The organism is Streptococcus equinus, from assembly GCF_049393805.1.
GTDB lineage: Bacteria > Bacillota > Bacilli > Lactobacillales > Streptococcaceae > Streptococcus > Streptococcus equinus.
Genome location: NZ_CP185763.1, coordinates 509,040 through 534,618 on the forward strand (window position 1 = coordinate 509,040; position 25,579 = coordinate 534,618).

At 37.6% G+C, this 25,579-nt stretch carries 28 protein-coding genes; 4 read left to right on the forward strand and 24 right to left on the reverse strand.

Annotation, left to right across the window (positions count from 1 at the left end; translation table 11 throughout):
• The first annotated feature begins 20 nt into the window (after positions 1–20).
• Positions 21–848, forward strand: a complete 828-nt coding sequence (locus ACN0NP_RS02445; protein WP_423217492.1) for an exodeoxyribonuclease III — start codon at positions 21–23, stop codon at positions 846–848.
• 40 nt (positions 849–888) lie between these two features.
• Here ACN0NP_RS02445 and ACN0NP_RS02450 read toward each other — a convergent pair whose 3' ends face one another.
• From ACN0NP_RS02450 to serC, 3 genes are all read right to left on the reverse strand, one after another.
• Positions 889–1,245 carry an arsenate reductase family protein gene (locus ACN0NP_RS02450; RefSeq protein ID WP_021142922.1) on the reverse strand — a complete coding sequence of 119 codons (357 nt, stop codon included), beginning with the start codon at positions 1,243–1,245 and terminating at the stop codon, positions 889–891.
• Between the two features lie 87 nt (positions 1,246–1,332).
• Entirely contained in the window at positions 1,333–2,511 is a 1,179-nt protein-coding gene (locus ACN0NP_RS02455; RefSeq protein WP_423217493.1) for a 3-phosphoglycerate dehydrogenase family protein, read from the reverse strand.
• A gap of 95 nt (positions 2,512–2,606) precedes the next feature.
• Complete coding sequence (gene serC / locus ACN0NP_RS02460; RefSeq protein ID WP_024343683.1) at positions 2,607–3,698, reverse strand: 3-phosphoserine/phosphohydroxythreonine transaminase; 1,092 nt, start codon at positions 3,696–3,698, stop codon at positions 2,607–2,609.
• Between the two features lie 135 nt (positions 3,699–3,833).
• Here serC and ACN0NP_RS02465 point away from each other — a divergent pair, with 135 nt between their 5' ends.
• On the forward strand, positions 3,834–4,463 hold the full coding sequence (locus ACN0NP_RS02465) for a copper homeostasis protein CutC (RefSeq protein ID WP_423217494.1): 630 nt from the start codon (positions 3,834–3,836) through the stop codon (positions 4,461–4,463).
• Positions 4,464–4,576: 113 nt separating this feature from the next.
• Here the strand turns inward: ACN0NP_RS02465 and ACN0NP_RS02470 are convergent, their stop codons facing one another.
• The 17 genes from ACN0NP_RS02470 to ACN0NP_RS02550 form a co-directional block, all read right to left on the reverse strand.
• Positions 4,577–4,918 carry a P-II family nitrogen regulator gene (locus tag ACN0NP_RS02470; RefSeq protein ID WP_024343682.1) on the reverse strand — a complete coding sequence of 114 codons (342 nt, stop codon included), beginning with the start codon at positions 4,916–4,918 and terminating at the stop codon, positions 4,577–4,579.
• A gap of 31 nt (positions 4,919–4,949) precedes the next feature.
• On the reverse strand, positions 4,950–6,185 hold the full coding sequence (locus ACN0NP_RS02475) for an ammonium transporter (protein WP_021142928.1): 1,236 nt from the start codon (positions 6,183–6,185) through the stop codon (positions 4,950–4,952).
• A gap of 321 nt (positions 6,186–6,506) precedes the next feature.
• Positions 6,507–7,370 carry a 16S rRNA (cytidine(1402)-2'-O)-methyltransferase gene (gene rsmI / locus ACN0NP_RS02480; protein ID WP_423217667.1) on the reverse strand — a complete coding sequence of 288 codons (864 nt, stop codon included), beginning with the start codon at positions 7,368–7,370 and terminating at the stop codon, positions 6,507–6,509.
• 12 nt (positions 7,371–7,382) lie between these two features.
• The gene (gene yabA / locus ACN0NP_RS02485; RefSeq protein ID WP_004232930.1) at positions 7,383–7,703 is read right to left on the reverse strand and encodes a DNA replication initiation control protein YabA; all 321 of its coding nucleotides are present in this window, start codon (positions 7,701–7,703) and stop codon (positions 7,383–7,385) included.
• Complete coding sequence (locus tag ACN0NP_RS02490) at positions 7,696–8,496, reverse strand: PSP1 domain-containing protein (RefSeq protein WP_423217495.1); 801 nt, start codon at positions 8,494–8,496, stop codon at positions 7,696–7,698. Before ACN0NP_RS02490 ends, yabA begins: the two co-directional genes overlap by 8 nt.
• Entirely contained in the window at positions 8,493–9,368 is an 876-nt protein-coding gene (locus tag ACN0NP_RS02495; RefSeq protein WP_423217496.1) for a DNA polymerase III subunit delta', read from the reverse strand. Before ACN0NP_RS02495 ends, ACN0NP_RS02490 begins: the two co-directional genes overlap by 4 nt.
• A gap of 13 nt (positions 9,369–9,381) precedes the next feature.
• Entirely contained in the window at positions 9,382–10,014 is a 633-nt protein-coding gene (tmk, locus tag ACN0NP_RS02500; RefSeq protein WP_039697976.1) for a dTMP kinase, read from the reverse strand.
• Between the two features lie 89 nt (positions 10,015–10,103).
• Complete coding sequence (locus ACN0NP_RS02505) at positions 10,104–10,763, reverse strand: CBS domain-containing protein (protein ID WP_423217497.1); 660 nt, start codon at positions 10,761–10,763, stop codon at positions 10,104–10,106.
• 107 nt (positions 10,764–10,870) lie between these two features.
• Positions 10,871–11,581 (reverse strand): ABC transporter ATP-binding protein, encoded by a 711-nt coding sequence (locus ACN0NP_RS02510; RefSeq protein WP_024343676.1) that lies wholly within the window; start codon positions 11,579–11,581, stop codon positions 10,871–10,873.
• Positions 11,581–12,345 carry an ABC transporter ATP-binding protein gene (locus ACN0NP_RS02515; protein WP_021142936.1) on the reverse strand — a complete coding sequence of 255 codons (765 nt, stop codon included), beginning with the start codon at positions 12,343–12,345 and terminating at the stop codon, positions 11,581–11,583. The genes ACN0NP_RS02510 and ACN0NP_RS02515 overlap by 1 nt, the downstream gene beginning before the upstream one ends.
• Positions 12,345–13,298 (reverse strand): branched-chain amino acid ABC transporter permease, encoded by a 954-nt coding sequence (locus tag ACN0NP_RS02520; RefSeq protein WP_021142937.1) that lies wholly within the window; start codon positions 13,296–13,298, stop codon positions 12,345–12,347. Before ACN0NP_RS02520 ends, ACN0NP_RS02515 begins: the two co-directional genes overlap by 1 nt.
• Positions 13,299–13,301: 3 nt before the next feature.
• Positions 13,302–14,186: a branched-chain amino acid ABC transporter permease gene (locus ACN0NP_RS02525; protein WP_021142938.1), complete on the reverse strand. Its 885-nt coding sequence runs from the start codon at positions 14,184–14,186 to the stop codon at positions 13,302–13,304.
• 56 nt (positions 14,187–14,242) lie between these two features.
• A complete protein-coding gene (locus ACN0NP_RS02530) occupies positions 14,243–15,421 on the reverse strand; it encodes an ABC transporter substrate-binding protein (RefSeq protein ID WP_423217498.1) in 1,179 nt (392 codons plus the stop codon).
• A 96-nt stretch (positions 15,422–15,517) separates the two neighbouring features.
• Positions 15,518–15,769, reverse strand: a complete 252-nt coding sequence (locus tag ACN0NP_RS02535) for a DUF2129 domain-containing protein (RefSeq protein ID WP_021142941.1) — start codon at positions 15,767–15,769, stop codon at positions 15,518–15,520.
• Positions 15,762–16,199, reverse strand: a complete 438-nt coding sequence (locus tag ACN0NP_RS02540; protein ID WP_004232950.1) for a YlbF family regulator — start codon at positions 16,197–16,199, stop codon at positions 15,762–15,764. The genes ACN0NP_RS02535 and ACN0NP_RS02540 overlap by 8 nt, the downstream gene beginning before the upstream one ends.
• A 105-nt stretch (positions 16,200–16,304) precedes the next feature.
• Positions 16,305–16,895 (reverse strand): ATP-dependent Clp protease proteolytic subunit, encoded by a 591-nt coding sequence (locus ACN0NP_RS02545; protein ID WP_021142943.1) that lies wholly within the window; start codon positions 16,893–16,895, stop codon positions 16,305–16,307.
• Between the two features lie 76 nt (positions 16,896–16,971).
• The gene (locus tag ACN0NP_RS02550) at positions 16,972–17,865 is read right to left on the reverse strand and encodes a DMT family transporter (RefSeq protein WP_423217499.1); all 894 of its coding nucleotides are present in this window, start codon (positions 17,863–17,865) and stop codon (positions 16,972–16,974) included.
• 113 nt (positions 17,866–17,978) lie between these two features.
• On the opposite strand from ACN0NP_RS02550, the gene ACN0NP_RS02555 reads away from it, so the two are divergent.
• The gene (locus ACN0NP_RS02555) at positions 17,979–18,848 is read left to right on the forward strand and encodes a LysR family transcriptional regulator (RefSeq protein ID WP_074628405.1); all 870 of its coding nucleotides are present in this window, start codon (positions 17,979–17,981) and stop codon (positions 18,846–18,848) included.
• Between the two features lie 63 nt (positions 18,849–18,911).
• On the opposite strand, the gene upp is transcribed toward ACN0NP_RS02555, so the two are convergent.
• From upp to ACN0NP_RS02575, 4 genes are all read right to left on the reverse strand, one after another.
• Positions 18,912–19,541, reverse strand: coding sequence for a uracil phosphoribosyltransferase (gene upp / locus ACN0NP_RS02560; protein ID WP_021142946.1), 630 nt, complete (start codon positions 19,539–19,541; stop codon positions 18,912–18,914).
• 160 nt (positions 19,542–19,701) lie between these two features.
• Positions 19,702–20,868: a MalY/PatB family protein gene (locus ACN0NP_RS02565; protein WP_423217500.1), complete on the reverse strand. Its 1,167-nt coding sequence runs from the start codon at positions 20,866–20,868 to the stop codon at positions 19,702–19,704.
• A 1-nt stretch (position 20,869) separates the two neighbouring features.
• Positions 20,870–21,964 (reverse strand): cystathionine gamma-synthase, encoded by a 1,095-nt coding sequence (locus ACN0NP_RS02570; RefSeq protein ID WP_423217501.1) that lies wholly within the window; start codon positions 21,962–21,964, stop codon positions 20,870–20,872.
• A 361-nt stretch (positions 21,965–22,325) separates the two neighbouring features.
• Complete coding sequence (locus ACN0NP_RS02575) at positions 22,326–23,960, reverse strand: putative polysaccharide biosynthesis protein (RefSeq protein WP_074629301.1); 1,635 nt, start codon at positions 23,958–23,960, stop codon at positions 22,326–22,328.
• Between the two features lie 95 nt (positions 23,961–24,055).
• Here ACN0NP_RS02575 and ACN0NP_RS02580 point away from each other — a divergent pair, with 95 nt between their 5' ends.
• On the forward strand, positions 24,056–25,507 hold the full coding sequence (locus ACN0NP_RS02580; protein ID WP_423217502.1) for a UDP-N-acetylmuramoyl-L-alanyl-D-glutamate--L-lysine ligase: 1,452 nt from the start codon (positions 24,056–24,058) through the stop codon (positions 25,505–25,507).
• Positions 25,508–25,579 lie beyond the last annotated feature (72 nt).

Here is a 25,579-nt window from a genome sequence, read left to right on the forward strand (position 1 = left end):
AAGAAGTCTGGTAAGCTATTATGAAACTCATCTCATGGAATATTGATTCGCTCAACGCAGCACTCACAAGTGATTCTGCACGCGCCGTTCTCTCACGCGCTGTTATCGATACACTTGTGGCTGAAGATGCTGATATCATTGCCATTCAAGAAACAAAATTATCAGCCAAAGGACCTACCAAAAAACATTTGCAAATCCTTGAAGACTACTTTCCAGATTACCAAGTATCTTGGCGCTCATCAGTCGAACCAGCCAGAAAAGGCTACGCTGGAACAATGTTCCTTTACAAAAATCATCTGACACCAACCATTTCTTTCCCAGAAATCGGTGCCCCTGACATGATGGATTGCGAAGGACGTATCATCACTCTTGAATTTGATAATTTCTACGTCACGCAAGTTTACACTCCAAATGCTGGAGACGGTCTAAAACGCTTAGCTGAACGACAAATTTGGGATGAAAAATACGCTGATTACTTAGCAGAACTCGACCAAACAAAACCTGTCTTAGCAACTGGTGATTACAACGTTGCTCACAACGAGATTGACCTTGCCAATCCAAATTCAAACCGTCGCTCTGCTGGATTTACCGACGAAGAACGTGCAGGATTTACAAACTTACTAGCAAAAGGCTTCACAGATACTTTCCGTTACCTTCACGGTGACATTCCAAATGTCTATAGCTGGTGGGCACAACGCAGCAAAACAAGTAAAATTAACAACACTGGCTGGCGTATCGACTACTGGCTCACATCAAACCGCATCGCAGATAAAATCACAAAATCAGAAATGATTGACTCAGGCGCACGCCAAGACCACACACCAATCGTTTTAGAAATTGATTTATAAACACATAAAACCACCTAAGTTTAACACTTAGGTGGTTTGTTTATTCTCCCAACAACTCTTCGTATGATTTACGGTGACCGAGTTGAAGAACTTTTCCATCTTTGACCAAAACTGGTCGTTTAATTAGCATTCCATCTGAGGCAAGGATAGTCGCTGCCTCATCAGCTGTCAAAGAATCAACTTTATCTTTCAGGCCAAGTGCTCGGTATGCTTGACCGCTTGTGTTAAAAAAGTTTTTAATTGTAAAATCAGAATTCTCCATCCATGCCTTGATTTCTTCAGCCTTTGGTGTGTCAACTGTCAAATCAATCGCTTCAAATTCCACTTTCATTCCTTGTAGCTCAGCCTTAGCACGACGGCAAGTCGTACATTTTGGATATTCATAAAACGTCAGCATCATATACTCCTTCATAACAACTTAAAATTATCTTATTATACCAAATATCAGAAAAAAGAGCTGAGATTTAATCTCAACTCTTTCTTTTTATTTCTTTGCAATCAAGCGAACACGAACGATATTATCACTATTTTCAAAGTTTTCAACTAAGTGGTCAACCTTAGTTTTATCATTTTCATCAAGGTCAAGAAGCGTATAAGCATAGTCAACTTTTGAACGGTTAATGATGTTATCGATATTAATTCCCAACTCTGAAACAGCTGTTGAAATTTTTGCCACAATATTTGGCACGTTTTTATTAATCAATGTAATACGATATGGCGCAGTCAATGCTTGATGAACATTAGGGAAATTGACAGAATTCGTAATTTCACCTGTTTCCATAAATTGACGAATGGTTTTACCTGCCATAATAGCACAATTCAATTCAGCTTCAGCTGTTGAACCACCAACGTGTGGGAAAACTGTGATTTTATCTTTATTAAGCAGTTCTTCAGTACCGAAATCTGTGATGTAACGTTTCACAACACCAGCTTCAATCGCTTCAAAAAGTGCTGCATTGTCAACCAATTCACCACGCGCAAAGTTGATAACAACAGTGCCTTTTTGCATCAAGGCAAAAGCTTCGCTGTTAAATGTGTGACGTGTTTCATCTGTCAAAGGCACATGAACAGTAATATAATCACAATTAGCAAAGATTTCCTTAACGTCATCCACACGCTTAACATGGTGAGAAATGTTCCAAGCAGTCTCGATAGACACATATGGGTCATATCCTAGGACATTCATACCAAGGCGTTGTGCATAGTTAGCAATGCGACCACCGATAGCACCAAGTCCGATAACTCCAAGTGTTTTTCCAGAAATTTCACTACCAGCAAATTGCTTTTTACCAGCCTCAACTTGTTTTGGAACATCATCACCAGAAAGTGTATTTACCCATGCATTTGCAGCAATGTAATCACGTGCTGACATCAAAATTGAAGCAAGAACTGCTTCTTTAACCGCATTAGCATTAGCACCTGGTGTGTTAAAAACGACAATTCCAGCTGCTGTCGCATCAGCAATCGGAATATTATTTGTCCCAGCACCAGCACGCGCAATCGCTTTTAGATTTTCTGGAAAATCAATCCCATGAAGATTTTGACTACGCAAAATGAAAGCATCTGGATTTTCAGCCAAATCACCATCAATCTGGAACTGATTTCCAAGTTCTTTAAGCCCTACTTGATTAATATTATTAAATGTTTTAACACTGTATACCATAATTTACCCCTATACCAAAAGTCTGGGATAAAATCTCAGACTTAAATGGCTTATATCACTTCAAAAGAAACAACAGATATCTACGTCTGAAAAACTTATTTGTTTTCAGCTTCAAATTTTTTCATAAATTCGATTAAATCAAGAACACCTTGACGTGGAAATGCGTTATAAAGACTTGCACGCATACCACCTACAGAACGGTGACCTTTAATATTTTTGAAACCAAGCGGTGTCGCTTCAGCCACAAACTTCGCATCTAATTCCTTACTTGGCGTTACAAACGGAATATTGGCTACTGAACGTTCAGCTGGATTTTTAACAGGATTTGTATAAAAATCTGATTGGTCAATAAAATCATACAAAAGTCCTGATTTTTCACGGTTAGCTGCTTCCATCTTGTCTACACCACCAAAGGCTTTCACCCATTCGAAAACAAGTTTAGCAATGTAAATACTATAAGCTGGTGGAGTGTTATAAAGTGAACCCGCTTCAGCTTGAATACGATAGTCAAGCATTGCTGAAAGTGTTGGTTCATCATTCAAGAAATCTTCACGAACGATAACAACAGTCACTCCAGCTGGGCCAATATTTTTTTGCGCACCAGCATAAATCAATGCAAAATCTTCAACATTATAGCGGACAGCTAGAATATTTGAAGACATATCAGCAACGATAGGCACACCATTTGTGTCAGGAAGGTCATAAATAGAAGTTCCTTCAATAGTGTTATTAGTTGTGATATGAACATAAGCAGCTTCTGGGTCAATATCTTTTGGATCAAATGTAGGAATATGATCGTATACAGTGTCTTCAGACGAGGCTAGGAGCACGGGTTCAAAAGGAACGGATTTGGACAATTTAACAGCTTCTGCATAAGCTTTTTTACCCCATGATCCACCAACTAGATAATATGCCTTACGTCCCTTAGCTAGGTTTAAAGGAAGCATAGTAAACTGAGTAGATGCTCCTCCTTGAAGGAACATTACTTTATAATTATCGGGAATATTCATCAATTCACGCAATAATTTTTCAGCATCCTTAATAATATCATCAAACTCTTTGGAACGGTGGGACATTTCTAAAACACTCATGCCACTACCTTGGTAGTCAAGCATTTCACGTTGTGCTTGTTCAAGCACTGGTTTTGGTAACACTGCAGGTCCTGCAGAGAAATTGTAAATTGTCATAAAAATACCTCCGTATAATGGTATAAATTATATCACAATTTTCTGAATTTTGTAAAGATTTTTGCGAATTTTTATAAATAATTTTTATAAAAAAATCATGTTATAATAGTAACTACTAATTAATAAGGAGAAAAAATGATTATCAAAGAATTCTGCGCTGAAAATACAACACTTCTCAGCCAACTCGACTCATCTGTTAAACGTGTTGAGCTTTGCGATAATTTGGCAATTGGAGGAACAACACCTTCTTATGGTGTCATTAAAGAAGCTGCGCGCTATTTGCACGAAAAAGACATTTCACTAGCGACAATGATTCGACCTCGTGGCGGGAACTTCGTCTACAACGACAGTGAACTTCGCATCATGGAAGATGACATTATCCGTGCAGTAGAGCTCGAAAGCGATAGCTTGGTTCTCGGATTATTGACTGAAGATAATCACATTGATGAAGATGGTATCGAGCAACTTCTACCAGCGACTCAAGGTCTTCCACTAGTCTTTCACATGGCTTTTGACCAAATTCCAGAGGCAGATCAAAAAGCTGCTATCGACCAACTCGTTGAACTTGGCTTCACACGCATTTTGACACATGGTTCTTCAGAAGCAAATGATATTTTTGAAAATATCGACCACTTAAAAGAACTTGTTGAATATGCTAACGACCGTATTGAAATCATGATTGGTGGCGGTGTTACTGCTGATAATTACCAAGAATTAATTGAAAAAACTGGTGCCAAAGCTGCACACGGAACAAAGATTTGTTAATCGTTCATAACACCTTGTTATCAAGGTGTTTTTTTACACCCAAAAATCCGAATTCTTTCGAACTCGGATTTCCATCACATCACATTTTACGACTAAACTTTTTATTTTATGAGTTAAACGGCATCGCCTCCTCTTTCACCCGTACGAATACGGATGACTTCTTCAACAGGGAAAATAAAAATCTTGCCATCTCCAACTTCTCCTGTACGCACTGATTTGCTAATAACATCAACGATTTCATCAATTGCAGCATCATGTGTTACGATTTCAACTTTTACTTTGGCAAGCAAGGTTGGCACAATTTTTTGACCACGAACATACTCAGCAAAACCACGTTGATTGCCATATCCTAAGACTTGGCTAACCGTCATTCCTTTTGCAAATCCAGCTTTTGCTAGAGCATCTTTCAAATCTTCCAAACGATCTGGTCGAATAATTGCTTCAATTTTTTTCATAATATATCCTCTCTCTAAAAACTATTTTCTATTATGAATCTAAACCCATAAAAGTTGGGTAGGCTGTTTCTTCATGTTCACTATCATCAAGACCAATAGCTTCCGCACGATCTTCAACACGAATAGCAGTAAAGATTGAGATTACCTTGACGATGATAAATGTTGCTACCGCTGACCAAACAATTGTAAAAATAATCGCAGCAATTGTCACCAAGAAAAGATGAGCATCTCCATAAATCAAACCAATATTGTGTTTATCAAGGGCAAGTTCTGGAGTTGTGAAAAGTCCTGTTACCAATCCACCAAAAATACCACCAACACCATGACAACCAAAAGCATCTAAAGCATCATCATAGCCAAACTTACTCTTAAGAACTGAAATAGCAAAATAACAAATCGGACTAACCAAAAGACCAATTAAAAGTGAACTCCAAGTTGAAACAAAACCTGCACCAGGTGTGATAGCAACAAGCCCTGCAACCAAACCAGTTGAAGCACCAACAAGTGAGAATTTACCAGTCAGAAGTTTTTCAACCACTAACCATGAAAACATTGCTGCTGCTGCAGAAATATGAGTTGTTACAAAAGCATGTACGGCTAAGCCGTCAGCAGCTAAAGCAGAACCTGCGTTAAATCCAAACCATCCAAACCAAAGAAGACCTGCACCTAAGAAAACAAAGGGAACATTGTGAGGACGATATTCTAAACGGTAATAATCACGACGTTTACCAAGAAGCAAAGCTAAAACTAAACCAGACACTCCTGACGTAATGTGAACCACATCACCACCAGCAAAGTCGATTGTGCCCCATTTTGCAAGAAGCCCTTCATCCCAAACCATATGAGCAAATGGGAAATAAACCAAGAACAGCCACAAAACAACAAAAATGACTAACGGGGTAAATCTCATACGTCCTGCTGCCGCTCCTGTTAAAATGGCAACAGTGATAATTGGAAACATCATCTGAAAAGCTGCAAATAAAGCATCAGGAATCACTAAGCCGCGTGTACTTGCAGTTTCACTCACACCATTAAAGAAAAGATGCGAAAAATTACCAATAATATCTCCATCGCCACCAAATGATAGAGAATAACCACATACCATCCACAAGACTGAAGCAAGAGCCATCGGAATCGCACACATCATCATCGTATTGATAACATTTTTGCGTCTTCCAAGACCACCGTAGAAGAATGCTAGACCTGGCGTCATCAAGAAAACCAGACCAGCACAGATAATCATAAAAGCAATACTTCCTGCATCCATATCAAAAACTCCTTTTATTTCTAAGGTTTTAAAATCTAAAACCATTTTTATGTTAGATAATATAACACTATTTTTTGCCCTAGTAAAGAGTTTTTGTGCAATTTTTCTGAATTTTTTAATTTTATAACAAGAGATGTCAGCGGGAGAATCGCCCCATAAATCCCACTATTTCAGGGTTTTATCAACACTTTTCGATTTTGTAAAAAGACATGAATTGTCAGTTTTTTGTGAAATTTGCCTCTAACTTTATATGTTATATTTTCTAACATCGAAAGTTAAAAGAATACAAAAAAAGCTGGTAAATACCAGCTTTTTATCAATTTAGATACCGTGATACGCATTATAAACTTCTTGACGGTTAAGGCCATAAGTTTTTGCAATTTTTTTGATGGCTTGGTTTGGTTTTTCACCAGCTTCAACAAGATTTGCTACAAGTTCTGCTGGATTCAAGTCCTCTGCTGCTTCAGATAGCTCAGTTTCATCTTGACCAGATACAATCAACAGACATTCACCTTTTAGTGGATTTCCAGCAATGTAATCTAAGATTTCTGAGATTTGTCCGCGTTGGTACTCTTCATAAAGCTTAGTCAATTCACGAACCAAAACAACTTTTCTATCTCCGTAAACTGAGAGCATATTTTCTAAAGTATCTGCCACACGATATGGTGATTCATAGAAAATTTGTGTCTCAGGATAAGCTTTCTTGCTTTCAAAAAATTCTTTTTGTTGTCCTGATTTGCGTGGTAAAAAGCCATAGAAAATGTGAGGTTGCGGTGCTAACCCACTTGCAATCAAAGCTGTAATACCAGCCGAAGCACCTGGAAGTGCAACAACCATAATATCCTCAGCAATCGCTGCTTTTACCAAGTCATGCCCTGGGTCAGAAATCGATGGCATGCCTGCATCAGATACTTGAGCTAAATTTTTCCCATCTTTCAAAAGCTCGATTAGCTCAGGAATTTTTTCGTAAGCATTGTGCTCGTGAAAGCTGATTTGCTTAACAGAAATCTCAAAATGCTTCAACAAAAGTCCAGTGTTTCGTGTATCTTCAGCACAGATAAAATCTGCATTTTTTAGAGTATCAACTGCACGAAATGTCATATCTTGCAAATTTCCAATCGGAGTTGGCACAAGATAGAGCGTTCCGTAATCAGTTTGACCTTTAAAACTTTTTTGTACTTGTATCATTAAAGTTGACTACTCCCTGTCTAGAACTTCCATACAGAACATACATTCTTCATCATTTTCACGACGTTGTCCGTAATAGTCATTACAGATATGGAAACCATCGTGATAAATGCTTTCAATATATTTTTTACCTTGTTTAGAAGATTTAACAGGAGTTTCTTGTTCGAGTTGAGTAAGACGTGTGCGTAATTTATCATTCTCAAGTCGAAGAGCTGTGTTTTCTTCTAACAAAGACTGTACTTGTTTTTTCATGGCTTCAATTTCAGCCAAGGTAATCATTAAATTTTGTGAAAAGCCATCAAAGGCATCAAATAATTCTTTTTTATCCACGTACTTTGACCTCCTCTAAAGCATAAGTTAAAAGAGTGTGTCGTTCAGGTAATCGAACTTTGACAGTATCAGAAAAGACATCAATACCAGCGACCACTCCTAATCCGTCGACTGTTTCAATTTCTGTTCCCAAATCAGGGAATTTCTCCTTAGAGGTTTTGTAAAATTCATCTTCAAAACTCAAGCAACACATCAATCTACCGCAGATTCCAGCAGTCTTTCCAGTGCTAAGTGACATGCCTTGGTTTTTAACCATTTTGATTGATACTGGTGGAAATTCCCCCAAGAAGCTAGCGCAGCAAAGCGCACGACCACACGGACCTACGCCACCGTAAACTTTAGCTTCTTCACGGCTATTGATTTGGCGCAGTTCGATACGCGTTTTGAAGTGCGATGCTAAATCACGCAAAAGCTGACGAAAATCCACACGATCTTCTGCACAGAAAGTAATCAAGACATAACTTCTCTCCAAAGGAAAGACAATATCAATCACTTTCATTTTAAGATTGTTTGCTTCGATTAGCTCGTTGACTTTATCAAACGAATTCTTCGCTAACTCAAGATTTTCTTGATAAGCCTGCAAATCTTTTTCATTTGCCAAGCGTAAAACCTTATCCATCTCAGCAGGTAATTTTACCTCATCTATATCTTCATTGGTAGTTACTGCTTGAGCTAAGCGACTTCCTTTTTTATTTTTTATGACAAGGCAGTCACCCACTTGGTAGTTTTGATTTGGCAAAACATAGGTAACCTTGCCTGTTCCTTCGTATTTTATACTTAATACTTCTGTCATGAAATCACCATATATTCTAGCACATTTTGAAAGCTCACATTGCTCTTCCACATTTGCTGTGCTTTATAACTTTTCTCTAAATAACTCAGACTTTCTTTTTGATTAAATTGCTTTGCTAAAAACAAAGGCAAGAGTTGGAAAACAAGTTCTTGTTCAGACTTTTCAAGTGCAGCTTGCACGAGGTGCCCTGTTTCCAAGTAAGCCAAGGCTTTGTCTTTAAACAAAATCCCAATAAAACGTTCGCAAGCCTGTAACAAATCAAAAATCTTCTTATCAGCCATCAGCTCTTCTAAGTGAGCAGGTGTTTTAGCCAGTTCTGCAAGAATTTCAGCTTGTGTTTTTAAAATACCAGCTTGTTCAGCTTGTTGAATCAAGAGTTTTTTATTCTTTGGAAAACGAAAAACTTGTGTTCGACTCTTGATAGTTGGAAGGACCTTGCTTTCATCACTAGTTAACAAAATCATGTAAGACGAACTCTGTGGCTCTTCGATAAATTTCAAGAGGCTATTTGCCGCGTTAACATGCATTTTCTCACAATCTTGAATGATGAAAACTTGTGATTTCCCTTCGAAACCTGAGCGAGAGAAATCACGCATCATCTCACGAATCGTGTCTGTCTTGATGACTTGACCAGTTGGTCTGACAATCTTAACATCTGAAAAATCATTCGCGGCAATCAACTGACATTCACGGCATTTTCCACAGGGTCTGCCTTCTTGCAAATTCTCGCAAAAGCGACTTTTAGCAAGATAGAGTGCAAAATCAAAACTGGCAAAATCCCCTGAAAAAAGATAGGCGTGATTCATCCTATCTGATTTTAAAATCTGATTAAAGTCTTTAAAAAGTTGGGGTTGCAAGCACTCTAAATCCATTTTAATTCCTTTACTAGTTTTTAGCCAAACGTTCAAGAATGACTTGTGTTGCATCAGCTACAACTTGCTCTAATTCACGCGAAGCATCAATCGTTACAATACGATTTTCTGTTTGAGCCAAATCCAAGTATCCTTGTCTAACACGCTTGTGCATATCTAATTTTTCTAAATCAAGACGATTAACTTCTCGGTCAGCATTTTTTGCGATTCGAGCCAAACCGACTTCTGATTCAACATCGAAGTAGAGAGTTAAATCTGGTTCTCTACCATCTGTTGAAAAATCATTTAATTTTGCAATACTGTCTTTATCAAGTCCACGTCCAGCACCTTGATAAGCAATTGAGCTATCAATAAAACGGTCAATCAAGACCACCTTACCTGCCTCTAAAGCAGGTAGAACCTTCTCAACATAATGCTGACGACGTGCTGCCATATACAAAAGCAATTCTGTCTTGCTATCCATAGCAACGTGCTTAACATCCAAAATAACATCACGAATGCGTTCAGCGATTTCAACACCACCAGGTTCACGTGTCGTTACAATATCGTAGCCCTTTTCTTCAAGAACTGGAATAACTTTTTCTAAAACAGTTGTTTTTCCAGCGCCATCTGGACCTTCAAATGAAATGATTATACCGTTTTTCATGAAAATTCCTTAATACTTTTTCTCTACTCCTATTTTATCAAAAATCACACAAAAAAGCACTGCTAATATTAGCAATGCTTTGAAATCATTTAGTCAATTTCCTTTGCAGAGGTCAATTCAATGGCGTCAACTTGAATTCCTTGTGATACAAGTTTATCACGCAAATCAGCGACATTAGCCTTGCCATCAATTTGAATTTCAATGACAACTTTTCCAGACTTGCGTGCCGCAACCACCGTGCGCTTGATATTAAGATTGTCAGCAGAAATCGTATCAACAATCTTAGCTAAAGTTCCAACAGTATCATCAGCAGTAATAATGACACGAACACCCTCTTGCCCATAACCAGACACTTCAAGAAATGCTTTGAAAACATCTTTTTCCGTAATAACACCATGAACTCGACCATGCTCAACCACTGGTAAAATACCAACTCGATGTTTCATCATAGCATAAACAGCATCTTCAAGGCTGGCATATGGCGAAACTGTAATCACATCTCGAACCATAATATCACGAATCTTTGTCTTATTTAATAAATAATTCATTTCATAAATAGATAAAGACGTCGCTTTTGACGGACTCGCTTCTGCCATTGTTCTTTCTGTCACAATTCCAACCAGTTGGTCGTTTTCGATAACTGGCATTCGGCATATTCCTTCTTCTCGCATCATATCAGCTGCATGCGCAACCTTTGTATCAGGCGACACATAGACAACTTTTCTTGTCATAAAATCCTTAACTGCCATAATCATTCTCCAGTTTTTTCTTTTTCAATTATTATAACATTAATTAAAAACGTTTACACAAAACAACAAAAGGCGGAATTTACCACCCTTTATTGTGAAGCTGACTTTTATCCACCAAGATAAGCTTTACGCACTTCTTCTGATTCTAGTAGCTCTTTACCTGTTCCTGAAAGGACAACTTTTCCTGTTTCTAAAACATAGCCACGATCAGCAATTGCCAAAGCTTTATTGGCATTTTGCTCAATCAAAAGAACTGTTGTTCCTTGTTTTTGAATATCTTGAATGATATCAAAAATTTCTTGAATAAAGATTGGAGCAAGTCCCATTGACGGTTCATCAAGAAGAAGTAATTTGGGTTGGCTCATCAACGCACGACCCATGGCAAGCATTTGTTGTTCACCACCTGAAAGGGTCGCTGCATCTTGCATCTTACGTTCTTCAAGACGTGGAAAACGATCAAAAACTTTCTTCAAATTCTTTTGATTTTCTTCACGATCATTTCGTAAGAACGCACCAAGTTCTAGGTTTTCAAGAACAGTCAATCCTGGGAAAACGTGACGACCCTCAGGAACCTGAGACAAACCACCCGCGACGATTTTACGAGCTGGTTCTTTTTGAATTTCTTGCCCTAAAAACTCAATTTTACCAGCACTTGGGCGCACCAAACCAGAAATTGTTCGAAGAATTGAGGTTTTACCAGCACCATTTGCACCGATAAGTGTCACCACTTCTCCTTCATTAACTTCAAATGAAACGTCTTTTACAGCCTGGATAACGCCGTAATGAACTGATAAATTATCAACTTTTAACATTGCCATTATCCTTCACCTCCAAGATATGCTTCAATAACACGTTGATTAGTTTTAATTTCATCTGGTGTACCATGAGCGATTAAACGTCCGTATTCAAGAACATAAATACGCTCAGTTACCTCCATAACAAGACTCATGTCGTGCTCGATAAGCATGATTGTAATGTTAAATTCTTCCTTAATTTTTCGGATGAGCTGTGTTAACTCAGCAGTTTCTTGTGGGTTCATCCCAGCAGCTGGTTCATCCAAGAAAAGAATCTTAGGCTGAGTTGCTAACGCACGCACGATTTCCAAACGACGTTGTTGCCCGTAAGGAAGATTTTTAGCAAGTGTTTCAGCATCTCCATCCAAGTCAAAAATGGCTAACAATTCCATAGCTTTTTGTCGAAGCGCATCTTCGCTTTGATAGAATTTTGGCAAACGAAGAAAACTTGATAGAAGATATGGTTTATTTTGATTTGCCATACCAACAAGTACATTTTCTAAGACAGTCATATCCTTAAAGAGGCGAATATTTTGGAAAGTACGTGACAAACCAAGTGAAGCAATTTTGTAAGGCTTCTTGCCGTTAAGAAGTGTACCATCTAGAGTTACTGAACCTTCACTTGGTTCATAAACACCTGTTAAAAGGTTGAAAAGAGTTGTTTTACCTGCACCGTTTGGTCCAATTAATCCAACCAACTCGCCTTCGTTAAGATGCATGGTAACATCACCAACAGCCGTCAACCCACCAAAGTTTTTAGTTAGATTTTTTACATCTAAAAGTGCCATCAGTGCTTACCTCCTTTGCCTTTATTGAAAAATTGAGACAATGTAAATTCTTTTGTCCCCAAAAGTCCACCTGGACGGAAAATCATCACCAAAATCAAAGCAAGTGAATAGATAATCATACGGAGATTTGAAACATTTTGTAAAAACATGTTCAAAATTCCTAAAACAATAGCTGCTAGAATTGTTCCTGTAATTGAACCAAGACCACCTAAAACAGCGATGATTAAGTAATCAATTGACTTCATGATAGTAAAGTCTTTTGGTACAACCGTTCCGATGTAGCCAACGTAAAGTGAACCAGCGATAGCTGAGATAATTGCCCCCATCACAAAAATCATAACTTTCATTTTAGTGACATTGACACCCATAGCTTCTGCTGCAATCTCATCTTCACGCACCGCAATGACTTGACGACCTGTAGATGAACGTAAAAAGTTTAAAATCAAAACAGTAATTGCTGCCACGAAAATGAAGATGACATGCCATGATGTATATGGCAAAATCCCTGTTAAACCAGCAGCACCATTTGTCAATTCACCACCATTAACAATCACGATACGGATAATTTCAGCCATACCAAGAGTTGCAATGGCAAGATAGTCACCTTTTAAGCGAAGCGTTGGAATACCAAAGACAAGTGCCACCAAAATAGCAATCACAACACCAACTAACATTGAAAAATAGAAACCACCGTAAGTTGGATTTTGTTGTGTGATAATGGCTGTTGAATAAGCACCGATTGCCATGAAACCAGCTTGTCCAAGTGTGAATTGACCTGAAAAACCAAGCACCAAGTTAGTTCCAAGCCCCATCAAAATGCTAATACCAATCCCCATTAAAATTTGGAGATAGTAAAGATTTAAAATATTCGTTTTAGCTAACAGTTCTAGAATTCCAAATAAAACTACAATCAGTGCAAGCCAAGAAAGGTTAAGTTTTAGATTCTTTTTCATTTTCTACACCTTCTCTTTCACATTTTTACCAAGGATACCAGCCGGTCTTACCAATAAAATGATAATTAAAACACCGTAAACAATGGCATCTCGATAGCTTGAGAGGTTAAGCGAGATTGATAAAGTTTCCAAAATACCGATAACAAATCCACCAAGTGCAGCACCTGGAATGATACCAATACCACCAAGAACGGCCGCAACAAAAGCTTTAATACCAGGCGTCATCCCCATAAGTGGCTCAATTGAATTGTAGTAAAGTCCAATCAAAACACCAGCGGCACCAGCAAGAGCTGAACCAAGGGCAAAAGTGAAACTGATAGTTGAATTAACATTAATTCCCATCAATTCAGCCGCATCACTATCAACAGACACAGCACGCATGGCTTTACCCATTTTTGTCTTTTTAACAATCAATTGCAAAGCAACCATCAAGACAAGTGAAACAGCTAAAATCAACAGCTGAATATTTGTCACTGTCACAGGTCCAAGCTTATAGCTGACAATATCAATAGCCTGTGGGAATGAGCGCGTATTGGCACCAACCAAGAAAACCATACCGTATTCAAGGAAGAATGAAACACCAATCGCTGTAATCAAGGCTGCAATTCGTGTCGAGTGACGCAACGGACGATAAGCTAAAAATTCAATAACCATTCCGATAAATGCTGTCACAATCATTGTCACAATTAACGCAATCCAAAAATTCATGTGAAGAACGCTAATCGAATAATATCCGATAAATGCACCAAGCATATAAATATCGCCATGTGCAAAGTTAATTAACTTAATAATCCCATAAACCATGGTATATCCAAGAGCAAGTAAGGCATAAATACTTCCAAGGATAATACCATTAACCAGTTGTTGGGGAAGTTGTTCTAAAAACATAAAGCACCAAACTTTCTAGTCACGTGATATAAAAACTAATCAAAAATTAACTAATTCTATTTCTCAATTTCAACAGCATCCGCAGAAGCTTCAACACCATCTTTCATCGCAACCATCAAAGCTGTTTTGATTGGATTGTGTTTTTCATCGATAGTCATCGTACCAGTCACACCGTCGAAATCTTTTAATTTCGCTAGATTATTAGCAATATCAATTGATGTTTTGGCACCTTCAGATGCTTTTGCGACCATATAAACAGAATCATAAGCAAGCGCAGCGAACATATTTGGCTCTGAACCATATTTTGCTTTGTAAGCTTTGATGAAGTCAGTCGCTTTATCTGACAATGCTGTTTTAGTTGAATAACCAGACACATAATAAACACCGTTAGTATTTGCTTTACCTGCCAAGTCACCAAAACTTTCATCGTTAAAGCCATCAGGACCTAAGATTGGAACACTGATTCCCATATCACGCGCTTGTTTTGTGATAATACCAGTTTCTGTATAATACCCCGGCATAACAATAGCGTCATAATCCATGTTTTTAAATTTTGTCAAAGCAGATTGGAAATCCTTGTCGCCTGATGCAAAAGTCGCTGTCGAAACAATCTCACCTTGATATTTTTTCTTAAATTCTTCGGCAATTCCTTTAGCGTAGTCACTTGAATTATCATAGTAAAGAACAACTTTTTTGGCATTCAAGTTGCTAAAAGCATACTGAGCTAGAACTTGTCCTTGGAAACTATCTTGGAAAGTTGTACGGAAGACATACTTCTTAACACCATCGACTTTATCAAGAGTCAAATCATCTTGTGTTCCACTCGGCGTCAACAAAGGCACACCAGTCTTTTGAGCATTTAAACTTGCAGCTGCAACCGCACCTGATGTGGCAGGACCAACCATAGCATTTACTTGACTTTGAATAGCCAAATTTGTAGCTGCTGTCGATGCTTCTGCATTTTCTGACTTATTATCTTTTGTAACGAGATCGATTTTTTTACCATCTACACCGCCAGCTTTATTAATCTCTTGTACAGCAAGTTTAACCCCGTTATTTTCAGCATTACCATAGGCAGCAACTGTACCAGTTAATTCAAGGTTGACACCAAGTTTAATCGTGTCACCAATTTTTGTACCAGTAGCATTCGCTGTCACATCTGGGGACTTGCTACAAGCCATTAAGGCAATTGAGGCTAAAAAAGTTAGCGCTGCTAGCGCAATCTTTTTATGCATAAACTCTCTCCTCATCTTCTAATTTAAAATAAATTCAAAGAATACTGAATTGTCTGAAAATTTATAATATTCTTTGGTTTTCAAATTCATATTATATCAAAAATGTTCCAAATTGCCTACAAAATCTTGATTAATATTATCAAATTCTGATAAAGTAACTGCTTTCACAAATTTTAAAGCTGAAATTTCTTCGACAACAGCTTCTGCCTCTTCTTTATTGACGTACAAAACTTGATAATGTAATTTGCGAGAATGGTAAAGAACATCTCCATATTTGCTGAGCTTTCTAGCATCACGATTATAATATAGATAAACGATAATTCCCTGACGTTCTTGTTTTTTAAACATCCCTCTTTTCCTTTCCTCTACAATGATGGTGTGATTTGTGCGGTGCTAACGGCAAACCAGTATCTACAAAAATAGTCGGTGATATGGCAGATGACACTTTTTGCGATAATTCTGCTAAAATTTCTTGAACTTCTACTTCGCTCTGTCTTAAGCGACTAACTTTTTCATTCATATCAAGAATTCTTTTCTCTTTTATCAGCTGACGACGAAGCTCTCGAACTTCTGGTCTAAAAGCAAGATAATCTTTATTTTCCTCGTAAGATTGCTTCAATTCTTGAAAGTGTGCAATCTTTTCTTGCAAAGCTGAATCAGCTAAAAATTCTTGCTTAATTTCTAAATATGATTTTACAGAATCTAAAGTAAAAAAAGTTTGGGCAACATCATCTATTGCCTCATCAATTTCCAATAATTGTTCATCTATTGCCAACATACTTTGATTATATCATATTTGGTCATAAATGTATCCCTGTCCCGCTTAGGGTAAACATCAAAAAAAGCCCGCAAAATGCGAGCTTTCGACATTAATAAAATGTTATTAGTTCAATTCGTTGTTGACCATGATTTCATCGATGAAGCCATATTCAAGAGTTTCTTGAGCGCTCATCCAGTTATCACGTTCAGCATCTGCGTGAACTTTTTCCAATGTTTGACCTGAATTATCAGCCAAAATTTGTTCCAAGTTTTGACGTGTTTTCAAAAGGTGTTCAGCAGCGATTGCCATATCAGTTTGTTGAGTACCGCCACCAGTACCACCCATTGGTTGGTGAATCATGTATTCAGCATTTGGCAACATGAATCGTTTACCTTTTGTACCTGATGATGCAATGATTGTACCCATTGATGCAGCCATACCCATAACGATTGTTTGAACGTCAGATTTGATGAAGTTCATTGTATCAACGATAGCAAGACCAGCTGAAACTGATCCTCCAGGCGTATTAACATAAAGGTAGATATCTTTTGTATTATCTTGTGCATCAAGGAACAATAGTTGAGCAATAATAGAATTTGCCATATTATCTTCAACTGGTCCAGTCAGCATAATGATACGATCTTTCAAAAGACGTGAGTAAATATCATATGAGCGTTCGCCGCGGCTTGTTTGTTCAATAACTACAGGAATCATATCTTTTCTCCTTTGTTTTAAATCTTAACCTGAGACTATTATAATCAAATGGTCAAAAAAGGTCAAATGAAAAATTTTAATATTCGACTTTTTCCTGTAGCAAAACGACTTGGCTGTTCTTTTTCGGTTGATAGATTGACAAAAGAACACCGACAAAAATCAAAACTGTCCCTAAAAAAGCCAAACCGCTCAGCCATTCTCCAAAGAAAATAAAAGCAAAAATAGCTGTAAAAATCGGTTCTAATGAAAACATCACACTGGTAAACTCAGCACTGACATAAGATTGAACGATTGTCTGCATCACCCATCCATAAGCTGAACAAATCAGAGCTAGTCCCAAAACTGAAAACCAAACCAAACTAGAATGTGGAAGAACAGGTGTCTCAAAGCTAAATGTTCCTATTAAAGCGTACAAGCTAGCAAAACCTAATTGCCAAATTCCTAAACTCATCGCATCAACCTTCTCAACAAAATGCTTAGAAAGGATAATGTATACGGCATATAAAGTTGCAGATATTAAACACATCACAGCTCCAATATTGAATTGTGACAAATCAACTCCTGTTAATAGGTAAAGCCCCGATAAAACAATAAGAATAGCTCCAACTGTTTTTAAATCAGGCATTTTTCGTGTCAAAATAGCACGTAAAGTAGGAACAATCACTACGGTCGTAGAAGCCAAAAAACCAGCTGTTGAAGCTGAGGTATCAATGACACCTACAATAAGAAAATAAAAAACAGCAAATAATATTATTCCTGCAAATGCGCTATAAGCCAGCACTTTCCAAGAAAATGTTTCTTTTAAATAACGATAAAAAATGAATACTAAAGCCAAAAAAGCTAAGCCACAGCGCAGAGCAACTAATTCAATGGCGGGAATTTCAGAAGCACCAAGCGCCATAAACAGATAAGACATTCCCCACGCAAGAGGAACACTCACTGAAAAAAGTTTAGCATGTTTTTGAACCATGATTCTCACCTCTCACTTCCTAATATCTTGTTTTATTATAAGGTCATATTAGTCATAAGTAAAATTAAAGTATATAATAGAAGAATAAGTTTTACTTATTGAAAGGTGTTGTTATGATTTCAAAATATGCTATTTTCTGCTTGGTTATTGAATTGGGGTCATTCACCAAAGCAGCTCAGCAATTAAATTACTCACAAAGTGCTATCAGTCAGACAATCAAAAATCTTGAAAAAGAAATTGGGACTTGTCTGTTAACACGAGGTCATGAAGGCATCCATTTGACCAAAGATGGACAAGCCCTTTACCCTTACTTTCAGCAAATTGTCCAAAGTGAAAAACAACTGACTAAAAAAATCGAGGAACTCCAAGGACTCAATAAAGCTGAAATCCGCATTGGCATTTTTACCTCAGCTAGCCGAAATTTCATTTTGCCCTTCATTAAAGATTTTAAAGCCAAACATCCAACTGTGAATTTCGTTCTTAAGCAAGGAGACTATACCAGCATTCATCAATGGCTTGATACTGGACAAGTTGATTTAGGATTTACGCACATCGATTACGTTGGAAAATTACAATCACAAGTTCTTTACCAAGATTGTCTTTATGCAGTCTTACCAAGTAAGCATCCTTTAGCCAAGCAAGATGAAGTTTCCCTTGCTGACTTAGCCAAAACTGAATTAATTCTACTTGATGAAGGAGAAAATAGTTTAACACGCGCCGCATTTGAAACGGCTAATATCACTCCTACATTCGCCTACGAAATTTACGACGACTACACTATTTTAGAAATGATTCGACAAGATTTAGGAGTCAGTCTTCTTTATGAAAATTTTCTTGATGGTTTGACACTTCAGGATTTGACTATTCGTCACATTGCCGAAAAACCATTTAGAACTATTGTTCTAGCTTGGAAAAACTGGCAGACTCTTCCTCTGGCAGCTCAAGAATTTGCTAAAACTATTTCTAGCAAAATAAAAGACTAACATCACAAAAAAGGTTTGAGTTCAATGAACTCAAACCTTTTTATTAAGCATAACAACCTAATCTTATTTTGTACCGAACAAACGGTCACCAGCGTCACCAAGACCTGGTACAATGTATCCATTTTCGTTAAGTTTTTCATCAAGAGCTGCAGTGTAGATGTCGATATCTGGGTGAGCTTCTTGAAGTGCTTTAACACCTTCTGGAGCAGCAACAAGACAGATGAATTTGATGTTAGCTGCACCACGTTTTTTAAGAGAGTCAACCGCTAGAATTGCAGAACCACCTGTAGCAAGCATTGGGTCTACAACAAAGATTTGACGTTGGTCAATATCTTCTGGCAATTTCACAAGGTATTCAACTGGTTGTAAAGTTTCTTCGTCACGATACATACCGATGTGACCAACTTTTGCAGCTGGAATAAGACTTAAGAAACCATCAACCATACCGATACCAGCACGTAAAATAGGGACAATTGCAAGTTTTTTACCAGTCAATTGTTTTTGAGTTGTTTTTGTAATAGGTGTTTCAATTTCAACATCTTCTAGAGGAAGGTCGCGAGAAACTTCATAACCCATAAGCATTGCGATTTCATTAACCAATTCGCGGAAATCTTTAGTTGAAGTTGTTGTACGACGCAAAATTGACAATTTGTGTTGGATAAGCGGATGTGAGATAACTTGGAATTTTCCCATGATTGTACTCCTTTTTATACTGAATTTTGTTTAACCTTATCAATTATAGCAGAAAATAGCAAAATATGCTCACTTTTTATGACGAATGTCACATTTTTGTCACAAAAAAACAACTTTTCCACCTTAAACAATGAAAAAAGCAGGCAAATGCCTACTTCTCTCATTTTTTGCTAAAAACACTAGCAATACGTCTACTTGCTTCGACAATCGTTTCAAAAGGTGTTGCTGCATTTAAGCGTGCAAAATATTTTCCTTCATTTCCAAAATGCGCCCCATCATTTAAGACGACTTTTGCTTCTTTTTGTAACTTTTCATCCAATTGTGGCTGTTCAATGCCGTAAGCTGAAAAATCAAGCCAAACAAGGTAAGTCCCTTCAGGCTTCATTACCTTTATCTTGGTATTTTCTTCAAGATAATCTGATAGATAGTTGATATTTTTTTCAACTACTTTTTTCAACTCTTCTAGCCAAGCCTTGCCATGAGTAAAGGCAACTTCCGTAGTAATCATGCCAATCGTCGGCACCTCATGCTGGTTATTAGCAAGCTGCACTCGTTGAAATTTTTTCCTAAGTTTTGGATTTTGAATAATGGCAAAGCTATTTTTCGTACCAGCAATGTTAAACGTTTTAGTCGCTGAAGATAAAATGATTGCAAAATCTTTGAATCGATGGTCAACAGTATTGAATGAATGGTGTTTATTGCCAAAAAGAGCCAAATCTTGGTGAATCTCATCAGATACCAAAATCACACCATGTTTTTGGCAAAGTTCGCCAATTTTTTTCAATTCTGCTTCTGACCACACACGACCTCCAGGATTATGCGGGCTGCAAAAAATGTAAAGCTTAACGTGATTATCGACAATATCTTTTTCAAGTTGTTCAAAATCAATTTCAAAATGACCATTTTGGATGCTCAAAGAATTTTCCACCAACTTCCGGTCGTTAAGGCGGACTGTTCGAGCAAATGGATAATAAACTGGTGAGTTGATAAGAACAGCATCACCTTTTTGTGTAAAAGCTTGAATAGCAACTGAAATTGCAGGAACAACACCGTCGATAAATGAAATCTCTTCTTTTTTCACTTCGTAGCCATGCTCACTCTTCTCCCAATCAATCACGGCTTGATATAAAGAGTCTTTAAAGTAATTGTAGCCAAAAATGTGTTCTTGACCATAAGAAACGATAGCATCTTTAATTTCTGGAACTGGTAGGAAATCCATATCTGCCACCCACAGTTGCAATAAATCAGGATTATCTTCCGAGCTCTGCCATTTATAGGTAAATTGTTTCAATCGATTTGGTCTGGTTGTAAAATCGTATTGTCCCATACTAGTCCTCCAAAGCATTTTTTAAATCTTCAATTAGGTCGTCCACATCTTCAATACCAATCGAAAGACGTAGCAAGTCATTTGTCAAACCGTAAGAAAGACGAACATCTTCTGGAATATCAGCATGGGTCTGAGTTCTCGGATAAGTGATTAAACTTTCGACACCACCCAAACTTTCAGCAAAAGTAATGATTTCAAGGCTATTGATAATGTGAGGAATTTTTTCTTCGTCAACTACTTTAAAAGAAATCATGCCACCCTTTCCTGTATAAAGAACTTCTTTAACAGCTGAGGAATTTTTCAAAAACGCAACAATCTCTTGAGCATTCTCAGTTGCTTTTTCCATCCGAAGTTTTAAAGTCTTAAGCCCACGCATCAGCATGTAAGAATCAAACGGCGATAGAGTTGGTCCCGTAGTGTTGAGGTTATAAAAGAGCTTATCATAAATAGCTTTATCACTTGTAATCACGACACCTGCTAAAACATCATTGTGACCAGCTAAATATTTTGTCGCTGAGTGAACAACAATATCAGCCCCAAGCGTAATTGGATTTTGGTAAATTGGACTATAAAAAGTATTATCAACAATCAGCTTTGCACCATTTTTGTGAGCTACTTTGGCAACCTTTGAAATGTCAAATTCAATCATCAATGGATTTGTTGGTGTTTCAAGATAGACAAGGTCTGTTTCCTCTGAAATAGCAGTCAAAAGATCTGTTTCATTATTGACATATGTAAAGTTGAAACGGCCTTCTTTTTCTTTATCGTTAAACCATCTAAAAGAGCCACCATACAAATCACGCGCAGCCACCACCTTTGCTCCTACAGGAAAAATTTCCAACGCTAAAACAATGGCGCTCATTCCAGATGATGTCGCTAGAGCATAATCAGCATTTTCAATAGCTGCTAATGTTTTTTCAAGTGTCGCACGTGTTGGATTTTTTGTTCTTGTGTAATCAAAACCAGTTGATTGTCCAAACTCTGGGTGTTGATAAGTCGTCGAGAAATGAATTGGCGCAGCTAAAGCACCAGTTGCCTCATCAGATTTAATCCCAGCATGCGCTAAAATCGTAGCCAATCTACAGTCACTCTTCATAACAAACTCCTCTCTTCTCACATAACTTAGTTAACGTTCAAAAATTTTTATAGCATTTATTCTAACATTTATTTGTGAGAAAAAAGCTCTTTTTGGCTATTCTATTTCTTGATAGTTAGCTATAAGAAAAAGCTATAGCAAAAAACAATCCATTGAACTGTAATCGCTTCCCTATTTTCAGACTCATGAAAAAACAGTCCACTGGACCTTAATCGCTTCCCTATTTTCAGGCTCATGAAAAAACAGTCCACTGGACCTTAATCGCTTCCCTATTTTCAGGCTCATGAAAAAACAGTCCACTGGACCTTAATCGCTTCCCTATTTTCAGGCTCATGAAAAAACAGTCCACCGGACTGTTTTTTTATTCCATATGTAATTTTTGACGGAGTACTTTTGCTTTGCTGCCGATTAATTTATCTAGTAAATGAGTGGCGAGCGCAAGGAATCCATACACGAGAACGCCTAAGGCTCCCATCAAGACAAGGTATACGACACTACCAAAGCGTGTTGTGGGACTAATAACAAAATGAAGTCCAAATGTCCCTAATGCCACAACAACTCCCATAATAGCTGTTAAAATGGTTACCAAAAGGACACCACGTAACAAGGCTTTACGATTAAAATGTGTCACAGCATGAATCTGATTGAACATCAAGATTATCGGAATCAACAAACCAATAGCTGTTGATAGCAAAGGTCCGTATGCTTTAAAAAGATAGATAAATGGTACTTGTAAAACTACTTTAACAACCAAGCCGTAAGCGAAATAGTTAATAGCTTTGCGATTTTCAAACAAGGCTTGAAGCATCGGCGCAAGTAAACTATAAAGCGCTAAGAAAATAACCTGAACCAAAGCACCGACAAACAACCAAAGTGCTGCATCATTTGGTGCACCGTAGAAGAGCGTGTAAAGTGGCTGAGCTAAAATAATGGCTCCCATCATTGCAGGGAAAAGTACCATGCACAACATTTGTAAGCTATTGATTACTAAATGCGCAGCGGCTTTTTTATCTTTGTTGACAAAGTTTTCTGTTAAAAGCGGAATACCTGCTCCCCCAATCGCTGTCGCAAGGGAAATCAAAATCATTGTAACTTTATTTGGGTTACTTGATAAGTAAGCATAAAGAATTTGCAACTCTTTGAGGCTATGCGATGTGAACAATTTCATTGAATTGATGAAAGACCATTGGTCAACTAATTGGAAAAGTTGAATCGCTGCTCCAGTGATAATAAACGGAATAGCTTCTTTCACAGTTTCAATGATAATAGCTTTGGCATCAATATCGATATCGTCATTTTCTTTAGAGAGAATGGCTTGCAATTTTCCTTCTTTCCAAAGGAAGAAAATGAGCACTGCAATACTTGCAATCATACCGATAAAAGCAGCAAATGTCGATTGAACAACTGCTGAAACATAATCGCCTGAACCGATTTTCATAATCATGAAGGCTGTAAGCAACATCCAAATCACACGGATAACTTGCTCAGCAATCTGGCTCATGGCGTAAGGTTTTAGATTATTAAATCCTTGGAAAAAGCCACGAAGAACACTCATAGATGGGAAAAGGAGAACCGCCCATGCTAGACTCTGCATGACACGAATCAAATCTTCTCCACCGCCACTCCATGTGGCTTGAATTGGCGCACCGACGTACATAATCGCCGCAAAAATAAAACCAAGCACCAAGGTTAATTTTAAAATTTTTCGTAAGAGATAGTAACTAGTCTCTTCTTGCCCAAGCGTGTTATATTTGGAAACTTGCTTTGCAATAGCAACTGGAATCCCTGCTGTTGAAATCAGTAGAAAAACAGCGTAGATATTGTAGCCCATTCCAAAAAGAGCATTGGCTTGCTCGGCATGCGTTCCCATCCAAGCATACCACGGAATAACGTAGAAAGCCCCTAAAAAGCGACTGATGAAGTTTGAAGCTGTCAACCATGCAGCTCCGCGCACCATCTGCTGTTGCTGTGTCATATTTGTTTTGTTTTTAGACATAGTTTTCTTCCTAATTTAAAAATAAGCGTTACATTTTATTATAAACTTTTGCTTGTGACTTGTAAAACAAAGACATAAAGTCTAAAATAGAGTGTATGATTACACTTGAAAAAACCCTCGATATCCTGAAAAAAGATCATAATTTCCGCGAAATTATCTTCCACAATCACTACAGCCTTGATTGGGAAGAAAATCCTAGTTTTTCAAAAATTAGCTTTGATAGTCGCGATGTAGATAGTTCAACACTTTTCTTTGCAAAAGGGGCAACTTTTAAAAAAGAATATCTAGAACAAGCTGTCCAACTTGGTTTACCTTTTTACGTCAGCCAAGTTGACTATGAACTTGATATTCCTGCTATCATCGTAACTGATATCAAAAAAGCGATGAGCTTGATTGCCATGGAATTTTATGGTCATCCAGAAGAAAAATTAAAAATCATTGCTTTCACTGGTACAAAAGGGAAGACAACTGCTGCTTACTTTACTTATAATATCTTGAAGCAAAGCCACAAACCAGCAATGTTTTCAACAATGAATACAACACTTGATGGTAAAACATTCTTCAAGTCAAAATTGACAACACCTGAGAGTCTTGACCTCTTCAAAATGATGGCAACTGCTGTTGATAATGGCATGACTCATCTTATCATGGAAGTTTCAAGTCAAGCTTATCTAGTTGATCGCGTCTACGGATTGACATTTGATGTTGGTGCCTTTCTTAATATCAGCCCAGACCACATTGGACCAATCGAACATCCAACTTTTGAAGATTACTTCTACCACAAACGTCTATTAATGACAAATAGCAAAGCTGTTGTGGTTAACGCTGGCATGGATCATTTCAAAGTCGTTGCTCAACAAGTCGCTGACAAACCACACGATTTTTATGGCTGTGGTTCTGAAAATACAATTGAAAATGGCAGAGCTTTTGATTTCGACGTGACAGGCAAACTTGCTGGTCATTATGATATCCAACTCATCGGCTCATTCAACCAAGAGAATGCGGTAGCTGCTGGACTTGCTTGTCTTCGTTTAGGAACAAGCCTTGAAGACATCAAAAAAGGAATCTCAGAAACTAGCGTGCCAGGTCGTATGGAAGTTGTCACTCAAGCAAATGGAGCCAAAGTCTTTGTCGACTACGCTCACAACGGAGATAGTCTTGAAAAACTACTTTCTGTTGTTGAAGAACATCAAAAAGGGCAACTTTACTTAATTTTGGGTGCTACTGGAAATAAAGGTGAAAGTCGTCGTGCAGATTTTGCGCGTGTTATCAATGCTCATCAAAATCTCAATGTCATCTTAACAGCTGACGACCCAAACTACGAAGACCCACAAGCTATTGCTGAAGAAATCGCAAGTCAAGTAACGCGCTCATTAGACATTCAAGTTGACCGCGAAAAAGCAATTGCCAAAGCTATGCTACTCACGAAAAATGAAAATGATGCAGTAATTATTGCGGGTAAAGGTGCAGACGCTTACCAAATCGTTAACGGTGAACGCACAGCCTATGCAGGCGACCTAAATATTGCTAAAAAATACCTTAACTAGAATGGTTATTGTTGATATTTAGAACGATTCTAATTAATTAAAATTCTATTATATTTTTGTAAAGATATTTTC

Excerpts from the sequence above, each read along its gene's own strand:
- ACN0NP_RS02540 (WP_004232950.1), bottom strand. The coding sequence starts at position 16,199 with ATGTTGGCAATAGATGAACAATTATTGGAAATTGATGAGGCAATAGAT.
- ACN0NP_RS02550 (WP_423217499.1), bottom strand. The coding sequence starts at position 17,865 with ATGGTTCAAAAACATGCTAAACTTTTTTCAGTGAGTGTTCCTCTTGCG.
- ACN0NP_RS02535 (WP_021142941.1), bottom strand. The coding sequence starts at position 15,769 with ATGTTTAAAAAACAAGAACGTCAGGGAATTATCGTTTATCTATATTAT.
- ACN0NP_RS02510 (WP_024343676.1), bottom strand. The coding sequence starts at position 11,581 with ATGGCAATGTTAAAAGTTGATAATTTATCAGTTCATTACGGCGTTATC.
- ACN0NP_RS02520 (WP_021142937.1), bottom strand. The coding sequence starts at position 13,298 with ATGAAAAAGAATCTAAAACTTAACCTTTCTTGGCTTGCACTGATTGTA.
- ACN0NP_RS02565 (WP_423217500.1), bottom strand. The coding sequence starts at position 20,868 with ATGGGACAATACGATTTTACAACCAGACCAAATCGATTGAAACAATTT.
- ACN0NP_RS02505 (WP_423217497.1), bottom strand. The coding sequence starts at position 10,763 with ATGGCAGTTAAGGATTTTATGACAAGAAAAGTTGTCTATGTGTCGCCT.
- upp (WP_021142946.1), bottom strand. The coding sequence starts at position 19,541 with ATGGGAAAATTCCAAGTTATCTCACATCCGCTTATCCAACACAAATTG.
- ACN0NP_RS02580 (WP_423217502.1), top strand. The coding sequence starts at position 24,056 with ATGATTACACTTGAAAAAACCCTCGATATCCTGAAAAAAGATCATAAT.
- tmk (WP_039697976.1), bottom strand. The coding sequence starts at position 10,014 with ATGAAAAACGGTATAATCATTTCATTTGAAGGTCCAGATGGCGCTGGA.
- ACN0NP_RS02450 (WP_021142922.1), bottom strand. The coding sequence starts at position 1,245 with ATGCTGACGTTTTATGAATATCCAAAATGTACGACTTGCCGTCGTGCT.
- ACN0NP_RS02490 (WP_423217495.1), bottom strand. The coding sequence starts at position 8,496 with ATGACAGAAGTATTAAGTATAAAATACGAAGGAACAGGCAAGGTTACC.
- ACN0NP_RS02545 (WP_021142943.1), bottom strand. The coding sequence starts at position 16,895 with ATGATTCCTGTAGTTATTGAACAAACAAGCCGCGGCGAACGCTCATAT.
- ACN0NP_RS02575 (WP_074629301.1), bottom strand. The coding sequence starts at position 23,960 with ATGTCTAAAAACAAAACAAATATGACACAGCAACAGCAGATGGTGCGC.
- ACN0NP_RS02570 (WP_423217501.1), bottom strand. The coding sequence starts at position 21,964 with ATGAAGAGTGACTGTAGATTGGCTACGATTTTAGCGCATGCTGGGATT.
- ACN0NP_RS02530 (WP_423217498.1), bottom strand. The coding sequence starts at position 15,421 with ATGCATAAAAAGATTGCGCTAGCAGCGCTAACTTTTTTAGCCTCAATT.
- ACN0NP_RS02475 (WP_021142928.1), bottom strand. The coding sequence starts at position 6,185 with ATGGATGCAGGAAGTATTGCTTTTATGATTATCTGTGCTGGTCTGGTT.
- ACN0NP_RS02525 (WP_021142938.1), bottom strand. The coding sequence starts at position 14,186 with ATGTTTTTAGAACAACTTCCCCAACAACTGGTTAATGGTATTATCCTT.
- ACN0NP_RS02555 (WP_074628405.1), top strand. The coding sequence starts at position 17,979 with ATGATTTCAAAATATGCTATTTTCTGCTTGGTTATTGAATTGGGGTCA.
- ACN0NP_RS02445 (WP_423217492.1), top strand. The coding sequence starts at position 21 with ATGAAACTCATCTCATGGAATATTGATTCGCTCAACGCAGCACTCACA.
- ACN0NP_RS02465 (WP_423217494.1), top strand. The coding sequence starts at position 3,834 with ATGATTATCAAAGAATTCTGCGCTGAAAATACAACACTTCTCAGCCAA.
- ACN0NP_RS02470 (WP_024343682.1), bottom strand. The coding sequence starts at position 4,918 with ATGAAAAAAATTGAAGCAATTATTCGACCAGATCGTTTGGAAGATTTG.
- serC (WP_024343683.1), bottom strand. The coding sequence starts at position 3,698 with ATGACAATTTACAATTTCTCTGCAGGACCTGCAGTGTTACCAAAACCA.
- ACN0NP_RS02495 (WP_423217496.1), bottom strand. The coding sequence starts at position 9,368 with ATGGATTTAGAGTGCTTGCAACCCCAACTTTTTAAAGACTTTAATCAG.
- ACN0NP_RS02515 (WP_021142936.1), bottom strand. The coding sequence starts at position 12,345 with ATGGCACTTTTAGATGTAAAAAATCTAACTAAAAACTTTGGTGGGTTG.
- ACN0NP_RS02455 (WP_423217493.1), bottom strand. The coding sequence starts at position 2,511 with ATGGTATACAGTGTTAAAACATTTAATAATATTAATCAAGTAGGGCTT.